We start from the raw sequence: 22,051 nt of genomic DNA on the forward strand, positions 1-22,051 counted from the left end.
GTAACTCGTATCTTGTTGTGGTTACTGTAGCCGGTAGTTAAGACGGTAGTCTGCCACTGCCTCAACGGAGGCAACTGGACCTCAGATAAGGGAGTGACAGCATGGACCGTCCCGCGATCGTGTTGCTGAGCGGCGGCCTGGACTCGACCACGGTGCTGGCCATCGCCAAGGACCAGGGATTCACTCCCTACGCGCTCAGCTTCCGCTACGGGCAGCGGCACTCCATCGAGTTGGAGGCGGCCCAGCGGGTCGCCCAGGCCCAGGGCGTGGCCCGGCACGTCATCGCCGACATCGATCTGCGGGTCTTCGGCGGCTCTGCTCTGACGGCCGACATCGAAGTGCCCAAGCACGAGTCGCTCGCGGACGTGGAAGAGGCGGGGGTACCGATCACCTATGTGCCGGCCCGCAACACGATCTTTTTGTCCTTCGCGCTCGCGTTTGCCGAGACGGTCGGCGCCAGCGACATCTTCACCGGGGTCACGGCCGTGGACTACAGCGGCTACCCCGACTGCCGCCCCGAGTACATGGAGGCGTTCGCCACCATGGCCAACCTGGCGACCAAGGCCGGCGTCGAGGGCACCTCCAAGATCACGCTGCACTCCCCCCTGATCGCTCTCTCCAAGGCCGACATCGTCCGCGAGGGCCTGCGCCTGGGCGTGGACTACTCCCTGACCTCCTCCTGCTACGACCCCGACGAGCAGGGCCGGGCCTGCGGCAAGTGCGACACCTGCCTGCTGCGTCTGAAGGGGTTCGCCGAAGCCGGCGTCACCGACCCCGTCCGGTACCAGAGCGCCTGAGCATGACCTACCTGATCAAGGAAATCTTCTACACGCTGCAGGGCGAAGGCGGCCACGCCGGCCGCCCGGCGGTGTTTTGCCGGTTTTCCCGCTGCAACCTGTGGACCGGCCGTGAACAGGATCGCGCCCGCGCGATCTGCCAGTTCTGCGACACGGATTTCGTGGGCACCGACGGCGAAGGCGGCGGTCGCTTTCGCACCGCCGAGGAGCTGGCCGACGCCGTCGAAGCCGCCTGGCCCACCACCGACCGTGCGCACCGGTTCGTGGTGTGCACCGGCGGAGAGCCCCTGCTGCAGTTGGACGAGGCCGCCATCGAGGCCCTGCACGGCCGCGGCTTCGAGATCGCGGTGGAAACCAACGGCACCCGGCCCGCTCCCCGCGGTATCGACTGGCTGTGTGTGAGCCCGAAGATCGGCTCCACCCTGGTCCTCACCAGCGGCGACGAGCTCAAACTGGTCTACCCGCAGGCCGGTGGCGACCCCGCCCAGTTCGAACATCTCGACTTTCGCCACTTCCGCCTACAGCCGCTGGATGACGCCGACCGCGAGGCCCACACCCGTGCCGCCGTCGAGTACTGCATGAAGAACCCGCGCTGGACGCTCTCCCTCCAGACGCACAAGTATCTGGGAATTCAGTAATGGAAATCTTTCGCGAGTTCACCTTCGAAGCGGCCCACCGCCTGCCGCGCGTGCCCGAGGGTCACAAGTGCGCCCGCCTGCACGGCCACTCCTACAAGGTCACCGTGCACGTGGAGGCACCTGTTGAGCCGGAGGCGGGCTGGGTGATGGACTTCGGCGACATCAAACAGGCTTTTAAGCCCATTGATGCACAACTCGACCATTACTACCTGAACGATATCGAAGGCCTCGACAACCCCACGAGTGAGAACCTGGCCCGCTGGATCTGGGACCGGATGGTCACCGAGCTTCCCGGCCTGTCGGCGATCACCGTGCGCGAGACCTGCACCTCCGGTTGCACCTACCGAGGTGAGTAGCGGCATGCACGACATCCAGAACGAGGCCGACTCCCGCGGCATCGCCATCGACGAAGTAGGGATCAGCGGCTTGCGCTATCCCGTCACGTTCGATGACGGTCACACGTGCCAGCATGGCATCGCCGACATCAGTGTCACCGTCGGCCTGCAGGCCGACCGACGCGGCACCCACATGAGCCGCATGATCGCCCTGGTGCATCAGGAAGTGGCCACCCTCGCCCCGCAGGACTTGCCCATCGCCCTCAAACGAGGGCTCGCCCTGCTCGAAGCCCCCAGCCTGGCCGTGACGTTGTCCCTGCCCATCGCCACGACCGTGACCGCACCCGCCAGTAAGCGGAAGTCGTGGCAAACCCACGACGTCACCATCACCGGTTACATCACCCCCGACACCTGCACCGTCGCCACCACGGTGACCACCGACGTCACCAGTCTGTGCCCGTGCTCCAAGGCCATCTCCGACTACGGCGCCCACAACCAGCGCAGCGAGGTCACCCTCACTGTCACCGGGACCGCCGACGCGCCCTACCCCCTGGCGGTCCACGAAATCGTCGACCTGCTGCGCAGCGTCGGCTCCGCCCCTGTCCTCCCCCTCATCAAGCGGCCCGACGAACGCGTCGTCACCATGCAGGCCTACGACCATCCCGTCTTCGTCGAAGACATCATCCGCGACATAAGCCTTGCATGTCGCGAAAAGGGGCTGAAACATGCGATCCGGGCTAAGAATCTGGAAAGTATTCACAGCCACGACGCCATCGCCAGCCTGACCTACACCGGTTGAATCCCCTCACACGCCCTGGGTCGGAAAGGGGGGTGCCAACCCCTTCCCTACGCTGTGCCTGCGGCGGCAAGGTGCACGGCTTTGCCCGAGCCCGCGGGAAGCGTCCACTGGCGCCTATGCACGCGCCACGTGGGCCCGTACAGCGGGTCGGCGCCCGCGCCGCTGACTAGCGCGTTCGCCATTCAGGGGCCCACCCGAGGCCCTCAGCGCGGCATCGCCTAAACCCACCGGGACCTTACTCGCCCCCGGCAGCAGGCACTTCTCTCAGCACTGCAGCGCGGACCGACGCCTTAAGGATGTTCAGTGTCGTGCGCTGTACTGTCTGCACGTTCGTCCCACCGCCCATCCGCCACTGGAGCCGAGCGCAGCAACCCACCACCGAGAACAGAAAGTAGATCGTGAAGACCCCCGCTCCTGCCGGTATTGCCACAGTCATCGCGTACATCGCCACCATCCCGGCCGCCAACTTGGCCGTCACCCACTTCGGCGCGGTACCGGTCGGCCTCGGTTACGTGGCGCCCGCCGGCGTCTACTTCGTCGGCCTGGCGCTCGTCCTCCGCGACCTTGCACGCGAGGCGACCGGCCGTGGCGCCATCCTCGCCGCCATAGCCATCGGCACCGTCCTCTCCTACCTTCTCGCGGACCCCAGCCCCGCCACTGCCTCAGCGGTTGCCTTCGCCGTCGCCGAAACCATGGACTTCGTCGTCTACGAACCTCTGCGCCGCCGAGGACTTCTGGTTGCGATACTCGCCTCGAACGCCGTCGGGCTTCTCGTCGACAGCCTCCTGTTCCTCCACCTCGCCTTCGGCTCCCTCAATTACCTGCCTGGACAAATCCTCGGCAAAACGTGGATGACCCTCGCGGCCGTCATAGTCCTGGCGCTACTGCGCCGCCGTTACCGCGTTATCGCCTGAAGGTCAGCCTGCCATCCACGCATGGCAGGAAACCGCACCGCAATCGCCTTTGCTCAGGCCTTGGGCAGGACTCAAGCGGCCGCTTGGCGGGGTACGCCCTCAGCACCCCTGTTCGGCGGCGAACTACCGCATCTGGCCACCCGTCAAGTCCACGCACTGCTGGACCCCGGTCTCACCGCCTCGCAACCGTGCCTTCTGGGGGCACCGTCATGCCCTGGAGTGACACGGATTCTGCTTGCCGCCTCTGCCCCGGCACACTGGGTGGAAGCCCAGACGGCCCCTCGAAGCCCGGCCGTAGTCTCTGGCCGCCGACTGCACCCGGTAGACGACGGCCGGGCTACGGAAGGCGGTGGACGGTATTCAACTACGGTCACCGTTCGCGCCACGCGGGTCCGGGACGCATCCGATACGACGTGGGCTCTACCTCGCAGCCTCTTTGACCGTCGTGGACTACCTGTGGACGGGTCGCGCTCCAGTGGCCGATCATCAACCCGTGACCTGCGTAAACGTAGGAGCATGATGCGCCCTCCGGAGCCGTGTGCGCAGGTTCGAATCCTGCCGGGGGCACTCGCCATCTAGCCAGCGCGAAGCAAGCGCTGACCAGGGCGGATGCCGACCGAAGAGGGCGGGAGTCAGTGTCACTGACTCCCGCCCTCTCTCGTTGTCTCTCAGTGTTCGCGACACACCTCCGACACACTCACGACGCAGGGCCCAGCCAGGGACCTACTCGCTCTCGCCGGCGATCGGGTGGGCAGGCAACCGAGGCGGAGTCGCCACCACGGCAGCGACGCCCGCCCGGGCTAGAGCAAGGGGACGAAGCGCAGCACCGCTCAGCGGCCCACCCCGGACGCGCACGTGCCGGACGTCTGCGGCAGAGGCCGCCAGGCACAGCCGCTGGTGAGCGCGTACACCACTGCCGTGCACACGGCCCGCTCGCCACAAGAGCGATCCCACCACCTTGCGTTCGATGGATCAGCGCCCACGACCGGCGTCATGCCGCACGCACATCAAGTCACGTCAGGCAGCCTCTAAGCCTTGAGGGGTGCGGCCGACCTGGCGGCCTGCTCGATCTTCGCGCAGTAGGCCGCACGGGCTTCCTCGTCGATCTGCGTCTCGTGTTCGGCGCGCAGCCCGGTCCGGCCGTCGAGGCCCTCGCGCAGGATGTCGGCGTGCCCGGTATGCCGGACGGATTCGCTGAGGACATGGACCATGACGGCGAACAGGTTCGTGTTGGGATAAGGCTCCGGCCACCACGGCACGTGGCCGGGGGCGTCGAGGGGAAGCTCGTTGATCGTCGCGTCCGAGTGTTCCCATGTGCGCCGGTAGAACCCGATGATCTGATCGCGGGTCTCGTCCTCGGTCGCCCACAGATCGCTGCCGCTGTAGTCCTGCCATCGGGGCAGCGGCTCCGGGGAAGGACGGTCGAAGACCTCGCCGAAGTATCTGGCCTCGACGGTGGCCACGTGTTTGACCAGGCCGAGGAGGTTGGTCCCGGTCGCGGTCAAAGGTCGGCGGGCGTCGTATTCGGACAGGCCGTCGAGTTTCCAGAGCAGCGCCTCGCGGTCCCGCCGCAGTCTCCCGTGCAGGTTGTCTTTGGCGAATTCATCGATCATGCGGCGTGAGCCTGCCATGGGCTGCTCGTGGCCTCAAGATCCCTTACGTGGGGTGCCGCCGCCGGGGTGGCCCAGCTCGACGTCGCGGTGGCCCGTCGACTAACCGCGAACCACGCCCGCACCACGCCCTCACGCTCGCCGGGCCGGTGTCGGAGGGGGCGTTTCGTCTGGCCCCTGCCAACCACCCGGGGCAGGCGGTAAGGCCCGGCGTCCCGCCGTCGGGAAGCCGGGCCTCGCCGGGGCGGCGCGTCAGGCGGGGCGGATGTTCTCCGCCTGCGGGCCCTTCTGGCCCTGGGTGACGTCGAACTCCACCTTCTGCCCCTCCTGCAGCTCGCGATAACCCTGGGCAGCGATGTTGGAGTAGTGGGCGAAGACGTCGGGGCCGCCGCCCTCCTGCTCGATGAAGCCGAAGCCCTTCTCGCTGTTGAACCACTTGACAGTGCCCTTGGCCATGACTGTCTCCTTCGCGGGGAACCGGGCCCGCGCCCTGCGCGCCCAGGAGGTGATCGCCCTGGTCCGGAGAGGCGCTGAAAGCAGGAACGCCCGTGATGGCGATCACGGGCGAACGGGACTTCGGAACCACGACTGCTGGATCTCCACGCTATCCCGGCCTGGCGGCAGCCGCTACTGACAACGCCGGAATGTCAACGCCGGACTGTCAACGCCGGCACATGCATTCCGGCAGCGGCGAATGCCTGACGCAGGTGATCCGGTCATCTGCCACCGCGCTGCTCCCGCCTCGTCGGACACCTCGATCAAGTCGACATTCGCGGTGTGCACCGCCCAAGGGGGAATCTCGTCTCACACATGTGCAGAAGTCGCCGACTGCCGTTTCTGGCGCAACCAGCCCTGGGCGCCCGGTGTCTCAGGAGACGAGTGCGATGCCACGCACACTCATGGGGGAATACGGGGGTATTCGAATGAGTGATCGTCGTTTTGCCGCGCGTGACGCGCGGGTCCGCGCCGCCGAGGCAGCGTTCCAGCGCCACGTACCGGTGCACGCCGCAAACGGGGAGGAGACCGACCACCCCTACGTCGCGAACTACTCCAAGGCGCTACCGCACAACAAGTTCGGCGAGGTCGACCCGGCCGCGTACCACCTGCTGCGCCGGGCGCTGGCCACGGGAAGCTACGAGGACTTCGAGCGGATCCCGCTCGCGGACACCCGCAAACTGACCAACCCGCAGGCCGGGCTGGCCTTCGACACGCAGGGCCCGGACGCCCAGGCGCTGTCCATGCCGCCCGCGCCGCGCATCGACAGCGCGCAGAACTCCGCCGAGGCGGTCGAGCTGTACTGGATGGCGCTGTGCCGGGATGTGCTGTTCACCCGGTTCACCGAGAGCGAGCTGGTCGCCGAGGCGGCCGGTGAACTGAGCGCGCTGGCGGACTTCCGGGCGCCGAAGCTGGACGGTCAGGTCACCCCGCAGACGATCTTCCGGGGGGACACCCGGGGCGATCTGGCCGGGCCGTACCTGTCGCAGTTCCTGCTCAAGGACATCCCGTACGGCACGCTGCTGATCGACCAGCGGCAGGACACCCTCGTCCGCCCCGTGGACCATCTGACCACCTGGGGCGACTGGCTGGAGGTGCAGAACGGCTCCGAACCCGAGCCGGACGAGAGGGACTTCGCCACCCGGCGCTACATCCAGACCCCGCGCGACCTGGCACACTACGTGCACTTCGACGCGCTGTACCAGGCGTACCTCAACGCCGCGCTCATTCTGCTGGGCCTGAACGCACCGGCGGACGCGGGAAATCCGTACAACTTCTCCCGCAACCAGATCGGCTTCGGCACGTACGGCGGCCCGCACCTCCTCTCGCTGGTGACGGAGGTGGCCACCCGCGCGCTGAAGGCGGTGTGGTTCCAGAAGTGGTACGTGCACCGGCGGCTGCGCCCGGAGGAGTTCGGCGGCCGGGTGCACCAGCAGCTGCGCGGGCAGCGCGAGTACCCCATCGACTCCGGCGTGCTGGACTCCGTCGCCGTCAAGCGGGTCTTCGAGAAGCACGGCAGCTACCTGCTGCCGCAGGCGTTCCCCGAGGGCAGCCCGGCCCATCCCTCGTACGGTTCCGGGCATGCCACGGTCGCCGGGGCGTGCGTGACCATCCTCAAGGCATGGTTCGACGAGTCGCACATCCTGGCGGACCCGGTCGTGCCCACCACGGACGGCACGGCACTGGAGCCGTACACCGGCCCGGACGCCGACCGGCTCACCGTCGGCGGCGAGCTCAACAAGGTCGCCGCCAACATCGCCACCGGCCGCAACATGGCGGGCGTGCACTGGCGCACCGACTTCACCCAGGCCGTCCGGCTGGGCGAGGAGATCGCCATCGGCCTCCTGCGTGAGGCCAAGGAGTCCACGTTGGAGGACGCGGTCTTCACCCTCAGCCGCTTCGACGGCACCACCCTCGCCGTCTGACCGCTGCGGATCGGGCGGGCCCTGGTGCCGCGGTTCCCCGCGGCGCCAGGCCGGTCAGCGCAGTGCGGATGTCAGCCGTTTGATCCTGGCGGCTTCTCAGGCTCCCCACGGTCCCCAGTACCGGACCGGGGGCCGAGGTCCTGGCTCTGGATCACCGCGGCGCCCCGGTGCAGCTCGGCGAGGACCGTGCGGACGGCCCTTCGTGCGGTGCGTTCAGGGCGGTGCAGCACGTCGATGTGGCGGTGGGTGTGGACACCGCTGAGCGGTTTGAGGACGACCGCGGGGTGGGGGCGACCGGTCCAGCGGGGCATCAGCGCCAGGCCGCCGCCGGCTGCCACCAGCTCGGCGACCACCGAGAACTCGTTGACGCGGTGGACGATGTCGAGCCGGCGGTTAGCGGCGGTGGCGATGGCCTCGATGGTGGCCATCAGCGGAAATCCGTCGTGCACGGTGATCCAGGGGTGATCGGCCACGTCCTGCGGGGAGAGCCGTGGCCGTGCGGCCAGCGGATGGCCGACGGGTACCGCGATGTCGAGGGGCTCGCGCAACAGCGTGGTGGCGGTCACCGTGCGCGGCCACGCCGGGGCGTGGTCGAGCCGGTGGGCGAGCACGAGATCGTAGCCACGGGTGAGCCGGGGGAAGAGGTTCTGGGCGACGTCCTCGTCGGCGAGCGCCAGCCGCGGGCTGCCCGGCCCGGCGAGTCCGCGCAGCAGCAGGGGGAAGAACGTCGCCGCGCCGCTGTGGAAGGCCGCGACCGACACGACGCCGTCCGGCTGCTCCACGTAGTCGGTGACGGCATGCCGCGCCCGGGCCAGGGCGGTCTCCACCTCGATCGCGGCGTCGGCCAGGGCCTGACCGGCTTCGGTGAGCACCACTCGGCGTCCGGAGCGTTCGGTGAGCGGCACGGGGATCGAACGTTGCAGCAGCCGCAGTTGCTGGGAGATCGCCGAGGGCGTCACCAGCAGGGCCTCGGCGACCGCGCTGACGCTGCCGAGTTCTCTCAGCTCCCGCAGGATCCGCAGCTGTCGTGCATCCACGGGGCTCAGTGTAGGGCTGCTAAAGCATTGTTTCAGAAGTTGGTACTGGGCTTCAGTTTCCTGGCCGTGCACCGTGAGCGCATGCGCGATGCCCGCCGTACCGACCTGGTACTTCTCCTTGTTGCGATCGTCTGGGGTTCCAGCTACCTCTCGGCGAAGACGGCCACCTCCGCCCTGCCGGTCCTCGTGGTGCTGTTCGCCCGGTATGCCATCTCCGCGATCGGCTCCCTCGCCCTGGTTGCCACCCGGGGTGGGCCCCGCCGCTTCACCCGCCGCGAGATCCGGGCCGGGACACTGCTGGGGATAACGCAAGCGGCGGTGCTGGTGCTGGAGACCTACGGGGTGGCGGACACCAGCGCCGCCAACGCGGGCCTGATCATCAGCCTGACCATCGTGCTGACGCCGCTGCTGGACCGTGCCGGTGGCCGCGGCAGGCTGCCCCTGACGTTCTTCGCGGCTGCCGGCTCGTGCGTCGTGGCCGTGGGGTTCCTGCTCTCCGGCACCGGACTGCACGCCGTACGCACCGGTGACCTGCTGATGCTCGCCGCCGCGGTCGTCCGGGCGGGACACGTGGCCCTCGTCGGACGGCTCTCCGTCGGCGGCACCCTGCGCCCCCTGCAGCTGACGACCGTCCAGACCGTCGTCGGCACCGCGCTCTTTCTGGCACCCGTCGCGGCCGACCTGGACGCGTTGGCCCACAGCGATGCCGCCACGTGGGCCCAGCTGGTCTACCTTGCCCTCTTCTGCGGGCTGTTCGCCTTCCTGTCCCAGACGTGGGCGGTGCAGCAGACGTCCGCGAGCCGTGCCAGCCTCCTGCTGGGCACGGAACCGATCTGGGCGGTGGTGGTCGGGATCAGCCTCGGCGGCGAACGGCTCACCTTTCTGGCCGCCCTCGGCGGGGCGCTCATGGTGGCCGGCACGTATTGGGGCCAGGCCATCGAGCGTGCCCACCGCAGCGGCGTCAAGCGGAACACCCCCGCCCTGACGGCAGCCGACGCCGTGCCTCCCGAACCCAGCCCGACGGCGACCTGAGCACGGCCGCCAAGGGTGCCCGAGCCCTACGCACCGGGCTGCCCGGCGCGGGGCTGGCGGCGGGCACCCGGTAGCGGGGGACATTCCGGGTGGCGGGCCAGGTCATTTCACCGCGTTGCCCATGGGCGACGGCCAGTGAAACCCCGCTGAAAGGTCGCTGAACGCGGCCCCCCGCAGACTCCGGGGCATGACGACAACGACCCCCGCATCCGCCATCGCAGCCGCGGGGCTGCGGAAGTCCTTCGGGGACAAGCTGGTCCTCGACGGCATCGACCTGCACGTGCCCGAGGGCACGATCTTCTCGCTGCTCGGCCCGAACGGCGCCGGCAAGACCACCGCCGTCAAGATCCTCTCCACCCTCATCACGGCCGACGCCGGTGACATCCGTGTCGGCGGCCATGATCTCGCCGCCGACCCGCAGGCCGTGCGCGCCGCGATCGGTGTCACCGGACAGTTCTCCGCCGTCGACGGGCTGATCACCGGCGAGGAGAACATGCTTCTCATGGCGGACCTGAACCACCTGTCCAAGCGGGAGGGGCGGCGGGTGGCCGCCGGGCTGCTGGAGCGTTTCGACCTCACCGAGGCCGCCAAGAAGCCCGCCTCCACCTACTCCGGCGGCATGAAGCGGCGCCTCGATCTCGCCATGACCCTGGTCGGGAGCCCGCGCATCATCTTCCTCGACGAGCCGACCACCGGCCTCGACCCGCGCAGCCGCCACAACATGTGGCGGATCATCCGCGAGCTCGTGACGGGCGGCGTCACCGTTTTCCTCACCACGCAGTACCTGGAGGAGGCCGACGAGCTCGCCGACCGGATCGCGGTGCTCCACGACGGGAAGATCGCCGCCGAGGGCACCGCCGAGGAGCTGAAGCGGCTCGTCCCGGGCGGACACGTCCGGCTCCGCTTCACCGACCCGGCCGCGTACCAGCGCGCCGCCGTCGAGCTGCGCGAGGTCACCGGGGACGACGAGGCGCTGGCGCTGCAGATCCCCAGCGGCGGCAGCCAGCGCGAGCTGCGCTCCATCCTCGACTGGCTGGATTCGGCAGGCATCGAGGCGGACGAGCTGACCGTGCACACCCCCGACCTCGACGACGTGTTCTTCGCCCTGACCAGCCCCGCCAACGTCCCCAACCAGCCGAACGAGCCGAACCAGCCGAACCAGACCGAGGAGAAGGTCCGATGAGCACTCCCCCGGCTCCCGCCCGCCCCACCCGCATCTCCCTCGCCGTCCGCGACTCGAACACGATGCTGCGCCGCAATCTGCTGCACGCGTGGCGCTACCCGTCCGGGACCCTGAACCTGCTGCTCACGCCGATCATGATGCTGCTGCTCTTCGTCTACATCTTCGGCGACGTGATGAGCGCGGGCATCGGTGGCGGCGGCGCGGACCGCTCCGAGTACATCGCCTATGTCGTCCCGGGCATCCTGCTGATGACCATCGGCAGCACCGTGATCGGGGCTGCCGTGTACGTCTCCATGGACATGACCGAGGGCCTCATCGCCCGCTTCCGCACGATGGCGGTCTACCGCGGTTCGGTGCTGGTCGGGCACGTCGTCGGCAGCGTGCTGCAGTCGGTCGCCAGTGTGGTCCTCGTCGGTGCCGTCGGCGTGGCCATCGGCTTCCGGTCCACGGACGCCACGGCCCTGGAGTGGCTGGCGGCGTTCGGGCTGATCGCGCTGTTCGCCCTGGCGCTCACCTGGATCGCTGTCGGGATGGGCATGGCCAGCCCCAACCCCGAGGCGGCCAGCAACATGGCCATGCCGCTGATCCTCCTGCCGCTCATCTCCAGCGCCTTCATCCCGGCCGACACGATGCCGGGCTGGTTCCAGCCGATCGCCGAGTACCAGCCGTTCACCCCGGCCATCGAGACCCTGCGCGGCCTGCTGCTCGGCACCGAGATCGGCCACAACGGGTGGATCGCGATCGCCTGGTGCGTCGGCCTGACCGCGCTCGGCTACCGCTGGTCGACGGCGCAGTTCAACCGCGACCCGGAATGAGTGTGCGGGCCGCCTCCATCAGCCCGTCCCGCCCCAGGGCGGCGTACTCCGACACCGCGTCGGCGTACGCCGCCCCGCCGGGCTCCTCGGCGGCCCGCCGGGCACGGTCGGCGGACATCGTGGGGAAGGTCTGCGGCACGTACATCCGCTCCGCCAGCGCCAGCAGCCGCACCGCCGAGGTGTCGCCCGCGGCGAGCCGGGCCAGGCCGAGGGCCAGCACGTCGGTGCCGGACACCGGGATCTCCCCCACCGGGTGGGAGCCGTCGGCGAGCAGCGTACGCAGCCGGCCCTCCAACTCGGCCACCAGGCCGGCGACCGGCTCCAGCCGCCCGGCGTACGCGTGCGCGGCCACCGCGTAGGCCTCGATCGCCCGCGCCCACGCGTCCATGGCCGGGTCGACGGGCGGCGAGTCGTGCCACCGCAGCCGCTGAACGGCCGTCCGCCACCGCTTGAGACCCAGCTCGGTCAGCCCGCGGGCCAGCGCGATCTCGGCCCAGGCGGCCAGGTCGGTCGCGACGGCCGAGGTCTGTTCCGTCGGCTGGCTCCGCTCCACGCGCCGCAGCCACTCCTCGGCCTCGTCCGGCTCACCGCGCTGCAGGCAGGCCAGTGCCAGACCGCGGTGCAGGCCCGTCGTGGGCGACTGGTCACTCAGGTGCTCCAAGGCCTCCAGCGCCGCCAGCAGGTGCCGGTACGCCTCCTCGCCGAGACCGGCGTCCGCGCACAGCTCGCCGCAGCGGGAGTGGCCGAGCAGCTTGAGCGACGGGTGGGGCACGGCGTCGACCGCGGCGAGCAGCCGGCGGGCGGAGGACAGCGCACGCTCCGGCTGGTGCTCGTGCTCCCAGAGATAGCTGGCCGCGCACTCGGCGACGCCCGCCACCAAGGGCGCGTCGCTCGCGCACAGTTCGTGCAGCGCCTCGTAACCGGGCGGGCGCATGTCCGGAAGGGAGCACAGCACGACGGCGAGCGCTCTCAGCAGCGTGTCCGGCTCCGCGGGCGGCAGCCGGCGCAGGGTGACGAGATGGCGCAGCCGGGGCGAGCCGTATCCGAGGAACGGGGCGGCGGTGCAGACGGCGCAGAGGGTGCGGGTGACCTCGGCGTACCGGGCCTCGGGGCGGTAGTGCGACAGCGGCGCCGCGGTGTCGGCGGCCAGGGTCAGGACCCGGTGGAAGCTCGTCGCGTCTATGAACCAGGTGCAGGCCAGCACCGCGCCGGCCGCCGCGGTGGTGGCGTGGTCCTGGCGGGCGAGGGCACACCGCAGGGCGAGCACCAGGTTGTCCTGCTCCGCGCGCAGCCGCGCCCAGTGCCGCATCGGCTCGGGGCCGACCATCGCGTCGTGGTTGGCCAGTCCGAAGTCCCGTGCCCAGCCGAGGAACCGGTCGGTGACCGACTCCTCCTCCCCGGCCGCCGTGCGCCGGGCCGCGCTGAACTCCCGCACCGTCTCCAGCATGCGGAAGCGGATCCCGGCCGCGGTGTCGCCGGCCTTCAGCAGCGACTGGTCCACCAACTGCTCCAGCAGGTACAGCGTGTCACCGCCGTCACCCAGCAGCCGTTCCGCCGCCTCTTCGGTGAAGCCGCCGGGGAAGACCGACAGCGCCCGCAGCGCCGCACGCGCGTCGTCGTCCAGCAGATTCCAGCTCCACTCCACGACCGCGTGCATCGTGCGGTGCCGCTCGGGTGCGTCCCGGGCCCCGCCGCGCAACAGCGCGAACCGGTCGCCGAGTCGGCGGGCCATCTCGGGTACGGACAGCACCCGTACCCGCGCCGCCGCCAACTCCACGGCGAGCGGCAGCCCGTCCAGATGCCGGCACAGCTTCGCCACCGCGTCGGGCGGCAGCTCGACATCGTGGCGCGAGGCCCGGGCCCGCTGCTCGAACAGCTCGATCGAGGTGGCCAGGCTCAGCTGCGGCAGCTGGTACACCGCTTCCGAGCTCAGCCCCAGCGGGGCCCTGCTGGTGACCAGGACCCGCAGGTCCCGGGACCTCGCCACCAGCTCCCGTACCAGGTCGGCGGCGCCCCGGAGGACCTGCTCGCAGTTGTCCAGCACCAGTAGCGCGGGTCCGGCGCCGAGCGCGGCGACGATTCCGGCGGGCACATCCGCCCCGCCGCCGTACGCCCCGACGCCCCCGCGCGGCGCCTCCCCACCGCCGAGCGCCGACGCCACCTCGCCGGCCACGTCCGCGTCCGTACCGACTCCGGCCAGCGAGACGAAGTGCACCACCCGCTGTTCCGCCTGGCGGCTGACGGCGTACGCGAGCCGCGTCTTGCCGAGACCGCCGGGTCCCACGATCGAGACCAGCCGCGAGGAGCGCAACGACCCGGCCACCGCCGCGAGATCCTCGTCCCGCCCCAGCAGCGGATTCGGATCGTGCGGCACCCCGTACCGGGCCACGGGAGTCCCACCCCGCAGCAGCTCCTGATGCACGGCCTTGAGCCCGGCGCCCGGGTCGGTGCCGAGAGCGTCGCGGAGCTCGCGCCGGTACGCGTCATAGCGGGCGAGCGCCGCCGACGGTCCGGCCGTGGCCGCCTCGGCGCGCAGCAGCTCGGCCAGCACTTCCTCGTCGCGCGGCGCCCCGGCGAAGACCTCGGTCAGCGGTGCCACGGCCTCGGCCCGCCGCCCCAGCCGGGCGAGCGCGAGCGCGCGGGAGCGTACGAGGGAGTCGTGGAGCGGTGCCCGCTCGGCCCGCAGCTCCGCCACCGGGTCGCCCGGCGCGGCGTCGGCGTCCGGGGCCGCGTCCCAGAAGGCGAGGCCCTCCTCCGCGCTCGCCAGGGCGGCGGCATGATCCCCGGCCCGGGCGTGCCGGGCGCCGGCCTCGGCGCACCGCACCACCGCCGAACTGTCGACCTGCTCCTCACCCAGCGCCAGCCGGTAGCCGGTCGGGGTGCTGACGACGACGTCGGCCCCGAGTTGGGAGCGGGTCCGGGAGACCAGGATCCGCAGCGCGTTGGCCGGGTTGGCCGGCAGCTCGTCCCGCCACAGCCCGTCCACCAGCCGCGCGGTGCTGCAACCGGAGCGCAACTCGCCTGCGAGGAGCGCGAGCAGCCCGCGCAGTCGGGGCGCGGTGATCTCCCGGCCGCGGTAGGCCACACGCGACAGGAAGGTCAACTCGGTCTTCACGCGGTCAGGTTATCGAGCTGTTCCGTGCGTTCGGGGGGGGCGTTCGTTCCGCGCGGGCCGCTACGCGTACCTCATGGCTGGGATCACACCGTCCAGTGTTCCCGACGAAGGATTCCGCTCGCCCGATTCCGCCGGCTTCCGGGTCCCGGCGGGCCGCTCAAGGCCGGCGATGGCCCCGGCTCTTCGTGTAGTGGCGGCGTGCGGCCGTCGCCAGGAGGGCCGTGCCCGCGCAGCCGACCAGGAGGGTGCCCCATTCGGGGATGTGGGCTGCTCGGAGGAGGCCTGCGACGCCGAAGCTCGTGTTCCAGCCGGCCTCTGTGATGGCGGAACCGAAGCCCTGGATGGCCAGAATGGCGCCGAAGAGCCAGAGCAGGCCCTGGCCTGAGTGGGTGTCCGAGGTCTTGAGCTGCTGTTTCGGCATGGCGAGGCCCTCCGCCAGGTCGTTCCGATGCGGTCGCATCACATCGTGCCGGGTCGGCGGATATGATGCAAGCGCATCGGAAAGAGAGGGGGAGGAGCGAAGCGTGCCCAGGCAGGTCGATTACGAGGAGCGGCGGCTGCGGATCGCGGAGGCGGTGTGCGCCCTGATCGCGCGTTCCGGGATGGAGGCCGTCAGCCTGCGGGACGTCGCCGCCGAGGCGGACGTGTCCATGGGGGCCGTGCAGCGGTGCTTCCGCACCAAGGAGGACATGCTGCTCTTCGCGCTGGAGCACATCTCACAACGCGTCAGCGAGCGCGCCAACCAGCGCATCGCCGCGACCTCCACCCCCCAGTCCGCGTCCACCCTGCTGTCGCACACGCTGGCCGAACTCGCCCTGCTGGACGAGGAGTCGAGGGCTCAGGCGCATGTGTGGCTGGCCTTCGTCAGCCACGCTCCCGCCAGCGAGAGGCTCGCCGCCGTCCTGCATGAGGCCTACGGCAAGCTCCATGATCTGGTCGTGTGGCTGATCCGATACGGCCAGGACACCGAGGAGATCCCGCCGCACCTCGACGCCGCCCAGGAGGCGCATACGCTCCTCGCCGTCGCCGACGGCCTCACCGTGCACGTCCTCGCGGGGCATCACTCGCCGGAGACGGCCTCGGCCGTTCTTCAGCGCCACGTCGATCACCTCGTGCAGTGAGCGACCCTTGAGGTGTTTCAGCACTTTCGCCCCATACGCACCATTGTTCTACGGTGGATAGGAACGACGCTGCTCATACCCCGCACCGATCAACGAGGTGACGGTCATGACGGAGACCACACAGCGCAGAAACACCGCAACTGGGACGGGAAGGCAGGAGGGGGGCACGACACAGCAGGGCCGCCGAGGAGACAGCGCCGCTCCCCCGGAGGCACGGGGAAGCACCGCTGTCGCGGACGTGGTCGTGGCGAAGATCGCGGGCATGGCGGCCCGGGAGATCCCGGAGATCCACAACCTCGGCGGAGGCATGTCCAGGGCCTTCGGGGCCGTGCGCCAGCGCGTGCCCGGTGGGGGCAGTGGGGTCACCCAGGGGGTGAAGGTGGAGGTCGGTGAGCGCCAGGCCGCCGTCGATCTCGACGTGGTCGTCGAGTACGGCGCCGCCATCGCCGACACCGCCGCGGACGTCCGGACCAACGTCATCAACGCGGTGGAGCGGATGACCGGGCTGGAGGTCGTCGAGGTCAACATCGCCGTCGACGATGTCCATCTGCCGGACGAGGAAGAGGACGAGGGCGAGTCCGGGCAGGAGGGGCGGCGCGTGGCCTGAGGCTTCAGGCCATGTGGGCGGCGGGGGTGTGAGCACGGCATTTCCGTCGGGCGGCTTTGCAGCACGGACTGTGTCACGGGACCCCCGCCAGCCGCAGCAGTGCCGTCGTGCCCGCCGCCGCCAGTACGACCGCGAGGAACGGGGCCCTGCGCCAGGCGAGCACCCCGCCGGTCAGGACCCCGAGCGGTCGGGCGGGGCCGGTGAAGACGTGGTCCTCGGTGAGGGCGGACGTGGCGGCCAGGGCGGCGAGCAGGAGGACCGCCGAGATCTCCAGCAGTTCGTCGGTGCGCTCCGGGAGCGTGAATCTCGCGCGCAGGGCCGGCCCGGAGAGGCGGAGCAGGAAGGTCCCGGCCGCCAGGGCGAGCATCGCCGCCAGTGTCGGCGGGAGGGGTATGGCGATGTCGCTCACCGTGCGGCCTTCTTCCTCGTCCTGACGGGGAACAGGGGCAGGGCGGCCAGGGCCAGCAGGACCGGCAGGCCCGCGGGGAGGAACGGGGTGCCGGCCAGGGCCAGGGCCGCGGCGGCCAAGGCGGTGCGCCGCACAAGCCTGTCCTTCAGCGTGGGCAGGATCAGTGCCAGGATCACGGCGGGGAACATGGCGTCCAGGCCGAGGGCGTCGGTGTCCCGCACGACGCCGCCGAGCAGGGCGCCCAGCGCGGCACCGAGGGGCCAGCAGATCAGGATGCCCAGGCCGCACAGCCAGTAGGCGGCCCGCTTGCGCTCCGGCTCGTCCTGGGCGAGGGCGAAGACGACCGTCTCGTCGTTCATGAGATGCGTGCCGAGCACTCCCCGCCAGCCCCGTCCGAGGACGTCGGATACCGCCAGACCGAACGGCAGATGGCGCGCGTTGACCAGCAGCCCGGCCAGCAGCGCCGCGATCGGGCTGCCGTCGGCGGCGATGATCCCGACGAACAGGAACTCGGACGAGGCGGCGAGGACGAGCACCCCCATCAGGACCGGGAACCACCGGGCGAACCCGGACGTGACCGCGACGGCGCCGTAGGACAGGCCGATCACCCCCACTGCCAGGCAGACCAGCACGATGTCGCGGAGCAGTGAGCCGTCCAGGGTTCTCCAGAACGAACGCATGATTTTTATAGTGAACATGGCTTACGATGTTCGTCAAGACGAACGAGAGACCGCTGGAGCGAACAACCCCATGCCCGACACCGGCCCCGCCCCCAAGCCCCCGATCGAAGTGATCGCCGCGTCGCTGCGGGCGGAACGCGTCCGGGCCGGACTGTCCCTCACCGAGGTCGCCCGCCGGGCCGGGCTCGCCAAGTCCACGCTCTCCCAACTGGAGTCGGGCACCGGGAATCCGAGCCTGGAGACGCTGTGGGCGCTGTGCGTGGCCCTGGAGATTCCCTTCTCGCGGCTTGTTGCCGTGTCGCGGCCGCAGGTGCAGGTGATCCGGGCGGGACAAGGGCCGGCCGTCGGGTCCGAGCAGAGCGACTACCGGGCCACGCTCCTCGCCGCCTCACCGCCCGGGGCCCGGCGGGACGTCTACGGCGTCGCCGCCGAGCCCGGGCCGCAGCGCTCCTCGGCGCCGCACCCGCCCGGAGTCGTCGAGCATGTCGTGATCAGCTCGGGCCGGGCCCTGGTGGGCATCGCCGACGAACCGGTGGAACTCCACCCGGGCGACTACATCTGCTACCCGGCCGATGTCGCGCATGTCTTCCAGGCGCTGGAGCCCGGCACTCGTGCGGTGCTCGTCTCCGAGCACCACTGAGCGCACACGTCCTGTGAGCGCTTCCGGGCAGACGCGGTGCCCGCTCCGTCAGTATTGTCAACGGCTCGCTGCGCTACTCGATGGGGCCCCTGCAACGCGGCCCGCCGACCGGCTCGCCGGGGCCGGGCCGCCCCGGCCGGGCATCACGTACGCGCCGCGAGGGCGCGGCCGGCGCTCCGGGCCAATACGGTTCAGGCCGGGCGTTTGCGGGAGGTCGTCTTCTTCGTGGTCGTCTTCTTCGCGGTGCTCTTCGACGCCGTCTTCTTCGTGCCCTGGCCGGACTTGGCAGTCGACTTCTTCGCGGATGCCGTGGTCTTCTTGGCCGCCGTCTTCTTCGCGGTGGACGCCGACTTCTTGCCGCCGGTCTGCTTGGGCGCCGCGCGGGCCGTCTCCCGCTGCGGGAGCGACTTGACCTCGGCGTGCTCGCCGGCCTCCTCGCCCCGGGACTCGCGGGCCGCGCGGACGCTGTTCTCCAGGGCGGCCATGAGGTCGAGGACCTTGCCGCCCGCGGCCGGCTCGGGGGCCTGCGGCAGGGCCTCCCCGGCGGCCTTCGCGGCGATGACCTCCTCCACGGCCTCGCGGTACTCGTCGTGCAGGTCCTCCAGGTCGACCTCGCCCAGGGTGTCCATCAGGGCGTCGGCCAGGTCCAGTTCCTTGTCCCGGACCGTGACGTTCGTGTCGGGGGCCACGCCCTCGGGGGCGCGGACCTCGTCCGGCCACAGCAGGCCGTGCATGGCGATGGCGTCGCCGACCACCCGGAGCATGCCGAGGCGTTCCCGGCCCCGCAGGGCGAACTTCGCGATCGCCACCTTGTTGCTGCGCTTCAGCGCCTCCCGCAGCAGGGTGTACGGCTTCGCCGCCGGGGCGCCGCTCGCCTGGAGGTAGTACGCGGCGTCCATCTGGAGCGGATCGATCCGGTCGGCCGGGACGAAGGCGACGATCTCGATCGTCTTGGCCGTCGGGATCGGCAGGCTGGACAGGTCCTCCTCGCTGATCGGGATGATCGTGCCGTCGGCGTCCTCGTAGCCCTTGCCGATCTCCCCCTGGGTGACCTCGCGGTCCTCCAGCTCACAGAACTTGCGATAGCGGATGCGGCCGCCGTCCTCGGTGTGGATCTGGCGGAAGGAGATCGAGTGGCTCTCGGTGGCGTTCACCAGCTTGATCGGAATGCTGACCAGGCCGAAGGAGATGGCGCCGTTCCATATGGATCTCACGTGCAGCACCCTTCCGGTCACTCTAGGGAGTGTTTGTCACGATTCGCGTGAGATTCTTATCGTATGGCGCCTATCACAGAGGTGGAGGGGCGACGGCTCCCGCTCAGCAATCTGGACAAGGTGCTGTATCCCGCCACCGGCTTCACCAAGGGCGAGGTCCTGCACTACTACGCGACCGTCGCCGAGGTCCTGCTGCCCCATCTGCGCGACCGGGCGGTGTCCTTCCTGCGGTATCCGGACGGTCCTGACGGGCAGGTGTTCTTCACGAAGAACGTCCCGCCGGGTACGCCCGACTGGGTCACCACCGCCGAGGTGCCACGGGTCGAGGGGCCCTCCCGGATGGTCCTGGTGCAGGACCTGCCGAGCCTGATGTGGGCGGCCAACCTCGTCACGGAGTTCCACACCCACCAGTGGCTCGTCGGCACGCCGGAGGAGGCCGACCGGATCGTCTTCGACCTCGACCCGGGGGCGCCCGCGAGCATCGTGCAGTGCTGTGAGGTCGCGCTGTGGCTGCGGGAACGGCTCGCGGCGGACGGCATCGAGACCTACGCCAAGACCTCCGGCTCCAAGGGGCTGCACCTGCTCGCCGCCGTGCGCGGGGCGTCCTCCGAGCGGGTGTCCGAGTACGCCAAGGAACTGGCCGTCGAGGCGGAGAAGGCCATGCCCCGGCTCGCGCTGCACCGGATGACCAGGAACCTGCGCCCCGGGAAGGTCTTCGTCGACTGGAGCCAGAACGCCGCGCGCAAGACCACGGCGACCCCCTACACCCTCCGGGCCCGCCCCGAGCCGACCGTCTCGGCGCCCGTGACCTGGGAGGAGGTCGAGGAGTGCGGCTCGCCCGGCCGGCTGGACTTCCACGCCACCGACATCGCGGCCCGGGTGCAGGACTACGGCGATCTGCTCGCCCCGCTCCTCGACCCGGACAGCGCGGGCCGGCTGCCCTAGCGACGGGGCTCGGCGCGCGCTCAGGAGCTACGGGCACTGCCCGCCCGCAGCGGCCACGGCGCTCGGCATGCCCGCAGCAGCAGCACGGGTCCCGCACGCCCTCAGCCAGGGACCTGGCGGCACGCCCTCACACCCGTGTCCAGGTGTTCCGGTCCCGTGCCATCGCGTGCAGGGCCTCCACGTCCGCCGGCTTCAGGACACCGCCCTGGCGGGCCAGGGTCTGCACCTCCAGGTCCGTGACGACGCGGACCTCGCGCGGTCCGGTTGGGACCGACACGGCCGTCGGGCCGACCAGGGCGAGGACGGGGCGGACCTCCGCCGTCAGGGCGTAGGAGGCGCGGTCGGCGTCGGCGCGGACGCGGCGGAGCAGGGCGGTCGGTTCACGGCGGCCCACGGTGACCACGGGGTCGGCGACCGTCACCCGCTGCTTGCGCGCGTACAGGGTGTGCAGGGCGTACAGCCCGCCGGGGCCGATCAGCAGGTGGTGGATGCGGCTGCCGCCGGGAAGCGGGACGGAGTGCACGGTGTGCCAGCCCGCGCCGTCCAGGCGGTCCAGGGCGTCCCCGACCGTCTGCTCCGCCTCCAGGGCCCGGCGGCGCGGGTCGGGGCGCAGCCGGCGAGCGGGGCCGGGGTCGCGGTCGAGGGCGACGAGGAGGGCCTCGCCCGGACGGTTGGGGGCCAGGTCGTCGTCGGGGTGCAGGGTCAGACGGGCGAGCTCGGCGGGGGTCGGCACCGGGGGCGGCCCCACCGCCACCGGGCCGGTGATGAAGGGCCCGAGGGCCCGGAGCACGTCGTCCTCACGGTCCTCGCCCAGCAGGTTGACCCGGCCCGCCTCACGGTCGTACCAGGCGATGTTCCTGCCGTCCGGGAGGCAGACGTACAGCCGTTCCTGACCGTGCCGCCAGGTCGGTATGACGCGCAGTCCGTCCATGCACCATCACCCCAGACCATGGGAACAGGCGGGGTGCTGCGGGGGCAAGAACCCGGTTACCTTGAGAGGAGCCGGGCCCGCCGGGCAGGCCCCTCGGGCGGTGATGCAGGGGAGGCGCCGTTGCGTACCCGCAGGAAACCGGATGTGCCGGCTCCGGAGCGTCCCTGGAACGAGGTCGTCCCCGGGTTGTGGATGGGCGGCCATGAGTACGCCGGGGCCTCGGGGCATCCGGAGTTCGCCGTCGTACGGGACGAGTTCGACCTTGTGCAGACGCTGCTGCGGCTGCCGGGGCACGGGCCCGATCCGGACGTCCCGCACCACGTCTGGCCCATCCCCGACGGGCCGCTCGACGGGACGCAGCTCGCCGGCGTGATCCGGCTGGCCGAGGCCGCCTGCGAGGCGCTGGACGAGGGCCGCACGGTCCTCGTCCGCTGTTACCACGGGTACAACCGCTCCGGCCTCGTCGTCGCGCATGCGCTGATGCGGCGGGGGAACTCCGCCGACGCGGCGATCCGGCTGATCCGGGACCGCCGTTCGCCGTGGGCGCTGCACAACGAACTGTTCGTCGAGTACCTGCGGGCCGGGCTGGCGACGGCCCGGCTGCTGGAGGAGCTGACCGAGTAGGGCGGCGAACGGACTCCCTCGCGCGCAAATGGGACTTCCTTGCGAATAAGGTGTACGGGGCCGGCGGTCGGTCCGAGCCGTGTGATCATCCTCGAACCACAGGAGTGCAGTGCCCGTCAGCCGCGTCCGCAGCCTTCCCGGCCGCCTCCGAACCCGCCGCCGCAAGCCTGGAAGGGTCGCCCGGT

At 70.7% G+C, this 22,051-nt stretch carries 23 protein-coding genes; 14 read left to right on the forward strand and 9 right to left on the reverse strand.

Annotation, left to right across the window (positions count from 1 at the left end; translation table 11 throughout):
- Positions 1-101: 101 nt before the first annotated feature.
- The 5 genes from queC (at position 102) to GTY47_RS41760 (ending at position 3,483) form a co-directional block, all read left to right on the forward strand.
- Entirely contained in the window at positions 102-797 is a 696-nt protein-coding gene (queC, locus tag GTY47_RS35310; protein WP_010040261.1) for a 7-cyano-7-deazaguanine synthase QueC, read from the forward strand.
- 2 nt (positions 798-799) lie between these two features.
- Positions 800-1,435, forward strand: coding sequence for a 7-carboxy-7-deazaguanine synthase (gene queE, locus GTY47_RS35315; protein ID WP_010040264.1), 636 nt, complete (start codon positions 800-802; stop codon positions 1,433-1,435).
- Positions 1,435-1,791, forward strand: coding sequence for a 6-carboxytetrahydropterin synthase QueD (gene queD / locus GTY47_RS35320; protein WP_010040266.1), 357 nt, complete (start codon positions 1,435-1,437; stop codon positions 1,789-1,791). Before queE ends, queD begins: the two co-directional genes overlap by 1 nt.
- Before the next feature lie 4 nt (positions 1,792-1,795).
- Positions 1,796-2,569 (forward strand): GTP cyclohydrolase I FolE2, encoded by a 774-nt coding sequence (locus GTY47_RS35325; RefSeq protein ID WP_010040268.1) that lies wholly within the window; start codon positions 1,796-1,798, stop codon positions 2,567-2,569.
- A gap of 398 nt (positions 2,570-2,967) precedes the next feature.
- Entirely contained in the window at positions 2,968-3,483 is a 516-nt protein-coding gene (locus GTY47_RS41760; RefSeq protein WP_010040275.1) for a VUT family protein, read from the forward strand.
- A gap of 1,028 nt (positions 3,484-4,511) precedes the next feature.
- Here GTY47_RS41760 and GTY47_RS35335 read toward each other — a convergent pair.
- Both GTY47_RS35335 and GTY47_RS35340 read right to left on the reverse strand, forming a co-directional pair.
- Positions 4,512-5,096 (reverse strand): DinB family protein, encoded by a 585-nt coding sequence (locus GTY47_RS35335; protein WP_010040282.1) that lies wholly within the window; start codon positions 5,094-5,096, stop codon positions 4,512-4,514.
- A gap of 249 nt (positions 5,097-5,345) precedes the next feature.
- Positions 5,346-5,549: a cold-shock protein gene (locus GTY47_RS35340; protein WP_010040284.1), complete on the reverse strand. Its 204-nt coding sequence runs from the start codon at positions 5,547-5,549 to the stop codon at positions 5,346-5,348.
- Between the two features lie 467 nt (positions 5,550-6,016).
- Between GTY47_RS35340 and GTY47_RS35345 the strand changes: the two genes are divergently transcribed.
- Positions 6,017-7,513 (forward strand): vanadium-dependent haloperoxidase, encoded by a 1,497-nt coding sequence (locus tag GTY47_RS35345; protein ID WP_050810237.1) that lies wholly within the window; start codon positions 6,017-6,019, stop codon positions 7,511-7,513.
- Positions 7,514-7,584: 71 nt separating this feature from the next.
- Here the strand turns inward: GTY47_RS35345 and GTY47_RS35350 are convergent, their stop codons facing one another.
- The gene (locus tag GTY47_RS35350) at positions 7,585-8,550 is read right to left on the reverse strand and encodes a LysR family transcriptional regulator (protein ID WP_010040289.1); all 966 of its coding nucleotides are present in this window, start codon (positions 8,548-8,550) and stop codon (positions 7,585-7,587) included.
- 81 nt (positions 8,551-8,631) lie between these two features.
- Here GTY47_RS35350 and GTY47_RS35355 point away from each other — a divergent pair, with 81 nt between their 5' ends.
- From GTY47_RS35355 to GTY47_RS35365, 3 genes are all read left to right on the forward strand, one after another.
- The gene (locus GTY47_RS35355; protein WP_050810240.1) at positions 8,632-9,582 is read left to right on the forward strand and encodes a DMT family transporter; all 951 of its coding nucleotides are present in this window, start codon (positions 8,632-8,634) and stop codon (positions 9,580-9,582) included.
- Positions 9,583-9,769: 187 nt separating this feature from the next.
- Positions 9,770-10,765: an ATP-binding cassette domain-containing protein gene (locus GTY47_RS35360; protein ID WP_010040291.1), complete on the forward strand. Its 996-nt coding sequence runs from the start codon at positions 9,770-9,772 to the stop codon at positions 10,763-10,765.
- Positions 10,762-11,580, forward strand: a complete 819-nt coding sequence (locus GTY47_RS35365) for an ABC transporter permease (RefSeq protein ID WP_010040292.1) — start codon at positions 10,762-10,764, stop codon at positions 11,578-11,580. The genes GTY47_RS35360 and GTY47_RS35365 overlap by 4 nt, the downstream gene beginning before the upstream one ends.
- Here GTY47_RS35365 and GTY47_RS35370 read toward each other — a convergent pair.
- Entirely contained in the window at positions 11,561-14,695 is a 3,135-nt protein-coding gene (locus GTY47_RS35370) for a BTAD domain-containing putative transcriptional regulator (RefSeq protein WP_010040293.1), read from the reverse strand. The two genes, GTY47_RS35365 and GTY47_RS35370, sit on opposite strands and share 20 nt — an antisense overlap.
- Before the next feature lie 157 nt (positions 14,696-14,852).
- Complete coding sequence (locus tag GTY47_RS35375) at positions 14,853-15,155, reverse strand: hypothetical protein (RefSeq protein WP_010040294.1); 303 nt, start codon at positions 15,153-15,155, stop codon at positions 14,853-14,855.
- 64 nt (positions 15,156-15,219) lie between these two features.
- Here GTY47_RS35375 and GTY47_RS35380 point away from each other — a divergent pair, with 64 nt between their 5' ends.
- Positions 15,220-15,816, forward strand: a complete 597-nt coding sequence (locus GTY47_RS35380; protein ID WP_010040295.1) for a TetR family transcriptional regulator C-terminal domain-containing protein — start codon at positions 15,220-15,222, stop codon at positions 15,814-15,816.
- 106 nt (positions 15,817-15,922) lie between these two features.
- The gene (locus GTY47_RS35385; RefSeq protein WP_029181199.1) at positions 15,923-16,423 is read left to right on the forward strand and encodes an Asp23/Gls24 family envelope stress response protein; all 501 of its coding nucleotides are present in this window, start codon (positions 15,923-15,925) and stop codon (positions 16,421-16,423) included.
- Between the two features lie 73 nt (positions 16,424-16,496).
- Here GTY47_RS35385 and GTY47_RS35390 read toward each other — a convergent pair whose 3' ends face one another.
- Together GTY47_RS35390 and GTY47_RS35395 are read right to left on the reverse strand one after the other, a co-directional pair.
- A complete protein-coding gene (locus tag GTY47_RS35390) occupies positions 16,497-16,790 on the reverse strand; it encodes an AzlD domain-containing protein (RefSeq protein WP_040903275.1) in 294 nt (97 codons plus the stop codon).
- A gap of 38 nt (positions 16,791-16,828) precedes the next feature.
- On the reverse strand, positions 16,829-17,512 hold the full coding sequence (locus GTY47_RS35395) for an AzlC family ABC transporter permease (RefSeq protein WP_010040300.1): 684 nt from the start codon (positions 17,510-17,512) through the stop codon (positions 16,829-16,831).
- A 70-nt stretch (positions 17,513-17,582) separates the two neighbouring features.
- Here GTY47_RS35395 and GTY47_RS35400 point away from each other — a divergent pair, with 70 nt between their 5' ends.
- A complete protein-coding gene (locus tag GTY47_RS35400; protein ID WP_010040306.1) occupies positions 17,583-18,152 on the forward strand; it encodes an XRE family transcriptional regulator in 570 nt (189 codons plus the stop codon).
- A gap of 191 nt (positions 18,153-18,343) precedes the next feature.
- On the opposite strand, the gene GTY47_RS35405 is transcribed toward GTY47_RS35400, so the two are convergent.
- On the reverse strand, positions 18,344-19,375 hold the full coding sequence (locus GTY47_RS35405) for a Ku protein (protein ID WP_029181200.1): 1,032 nt from the start codon (positions 19,373-19,375) through the stop codon (positions 18,344-18,346).
- Between the two features lie 54 nt (positions 19,376-19,429).
- Between GTY47_RS35405 and ligD the strand changes: the two genes are divergently transcribed.
- Complete coding sequence (gene ligD / locus GTY47_RS35410; protein WP_010040310.1) at positions 19,430-20,311, forward strand: non-homologous end-joining DNA ligase; 882 nt, start codon at positions 19,430-19,432, stop codon at positions 20,309-20,311.
- 127 nt (positions 20,312-20,438) lie between these two features.
- On the opposite strand, the gene GTY47_RS35415 is transcribed toward ligD, so the two are convergent.
- On the reverse strand, positions 20,439-21,242 hold the full coding sequence (locus GTY47_RS35415) for a nuclease-related domain-containing protein (RefSeq protein ID WP_010040312.1): 804 nt from the start codon (positions 21,240-21,242) through the stop codon (positions 20,439-20,441).
- 120 nt (positions 21,243-21,362) lie between these two features.
- Between GTY47_RS35415 and GTY47_RS35420 the strand changes: the two genes are divergently transcribed.
- A complete protein-coding gene (locus GTY47_RS35420; RefSeq protein WP_040903245.1) occupies positions 21,363-21,866 on the forward strand; it encodes a dual specificity protein phosphatase family protein in 504 nt (167 codons plus the stop codon).
- Positions 21,867-22,051: the final 185 nt, after the last annotated feature.

Origin of the sequence: Streptomyces sp. SID5464, from assembly GCF_009862985.1 — a bacterium.
GTDB lineage: Bacteria > Actinomycetota > Actinomycetes > Streptomycetales > Streptomycetaceae > Streptomyces > Streptomyces chartreusis_D.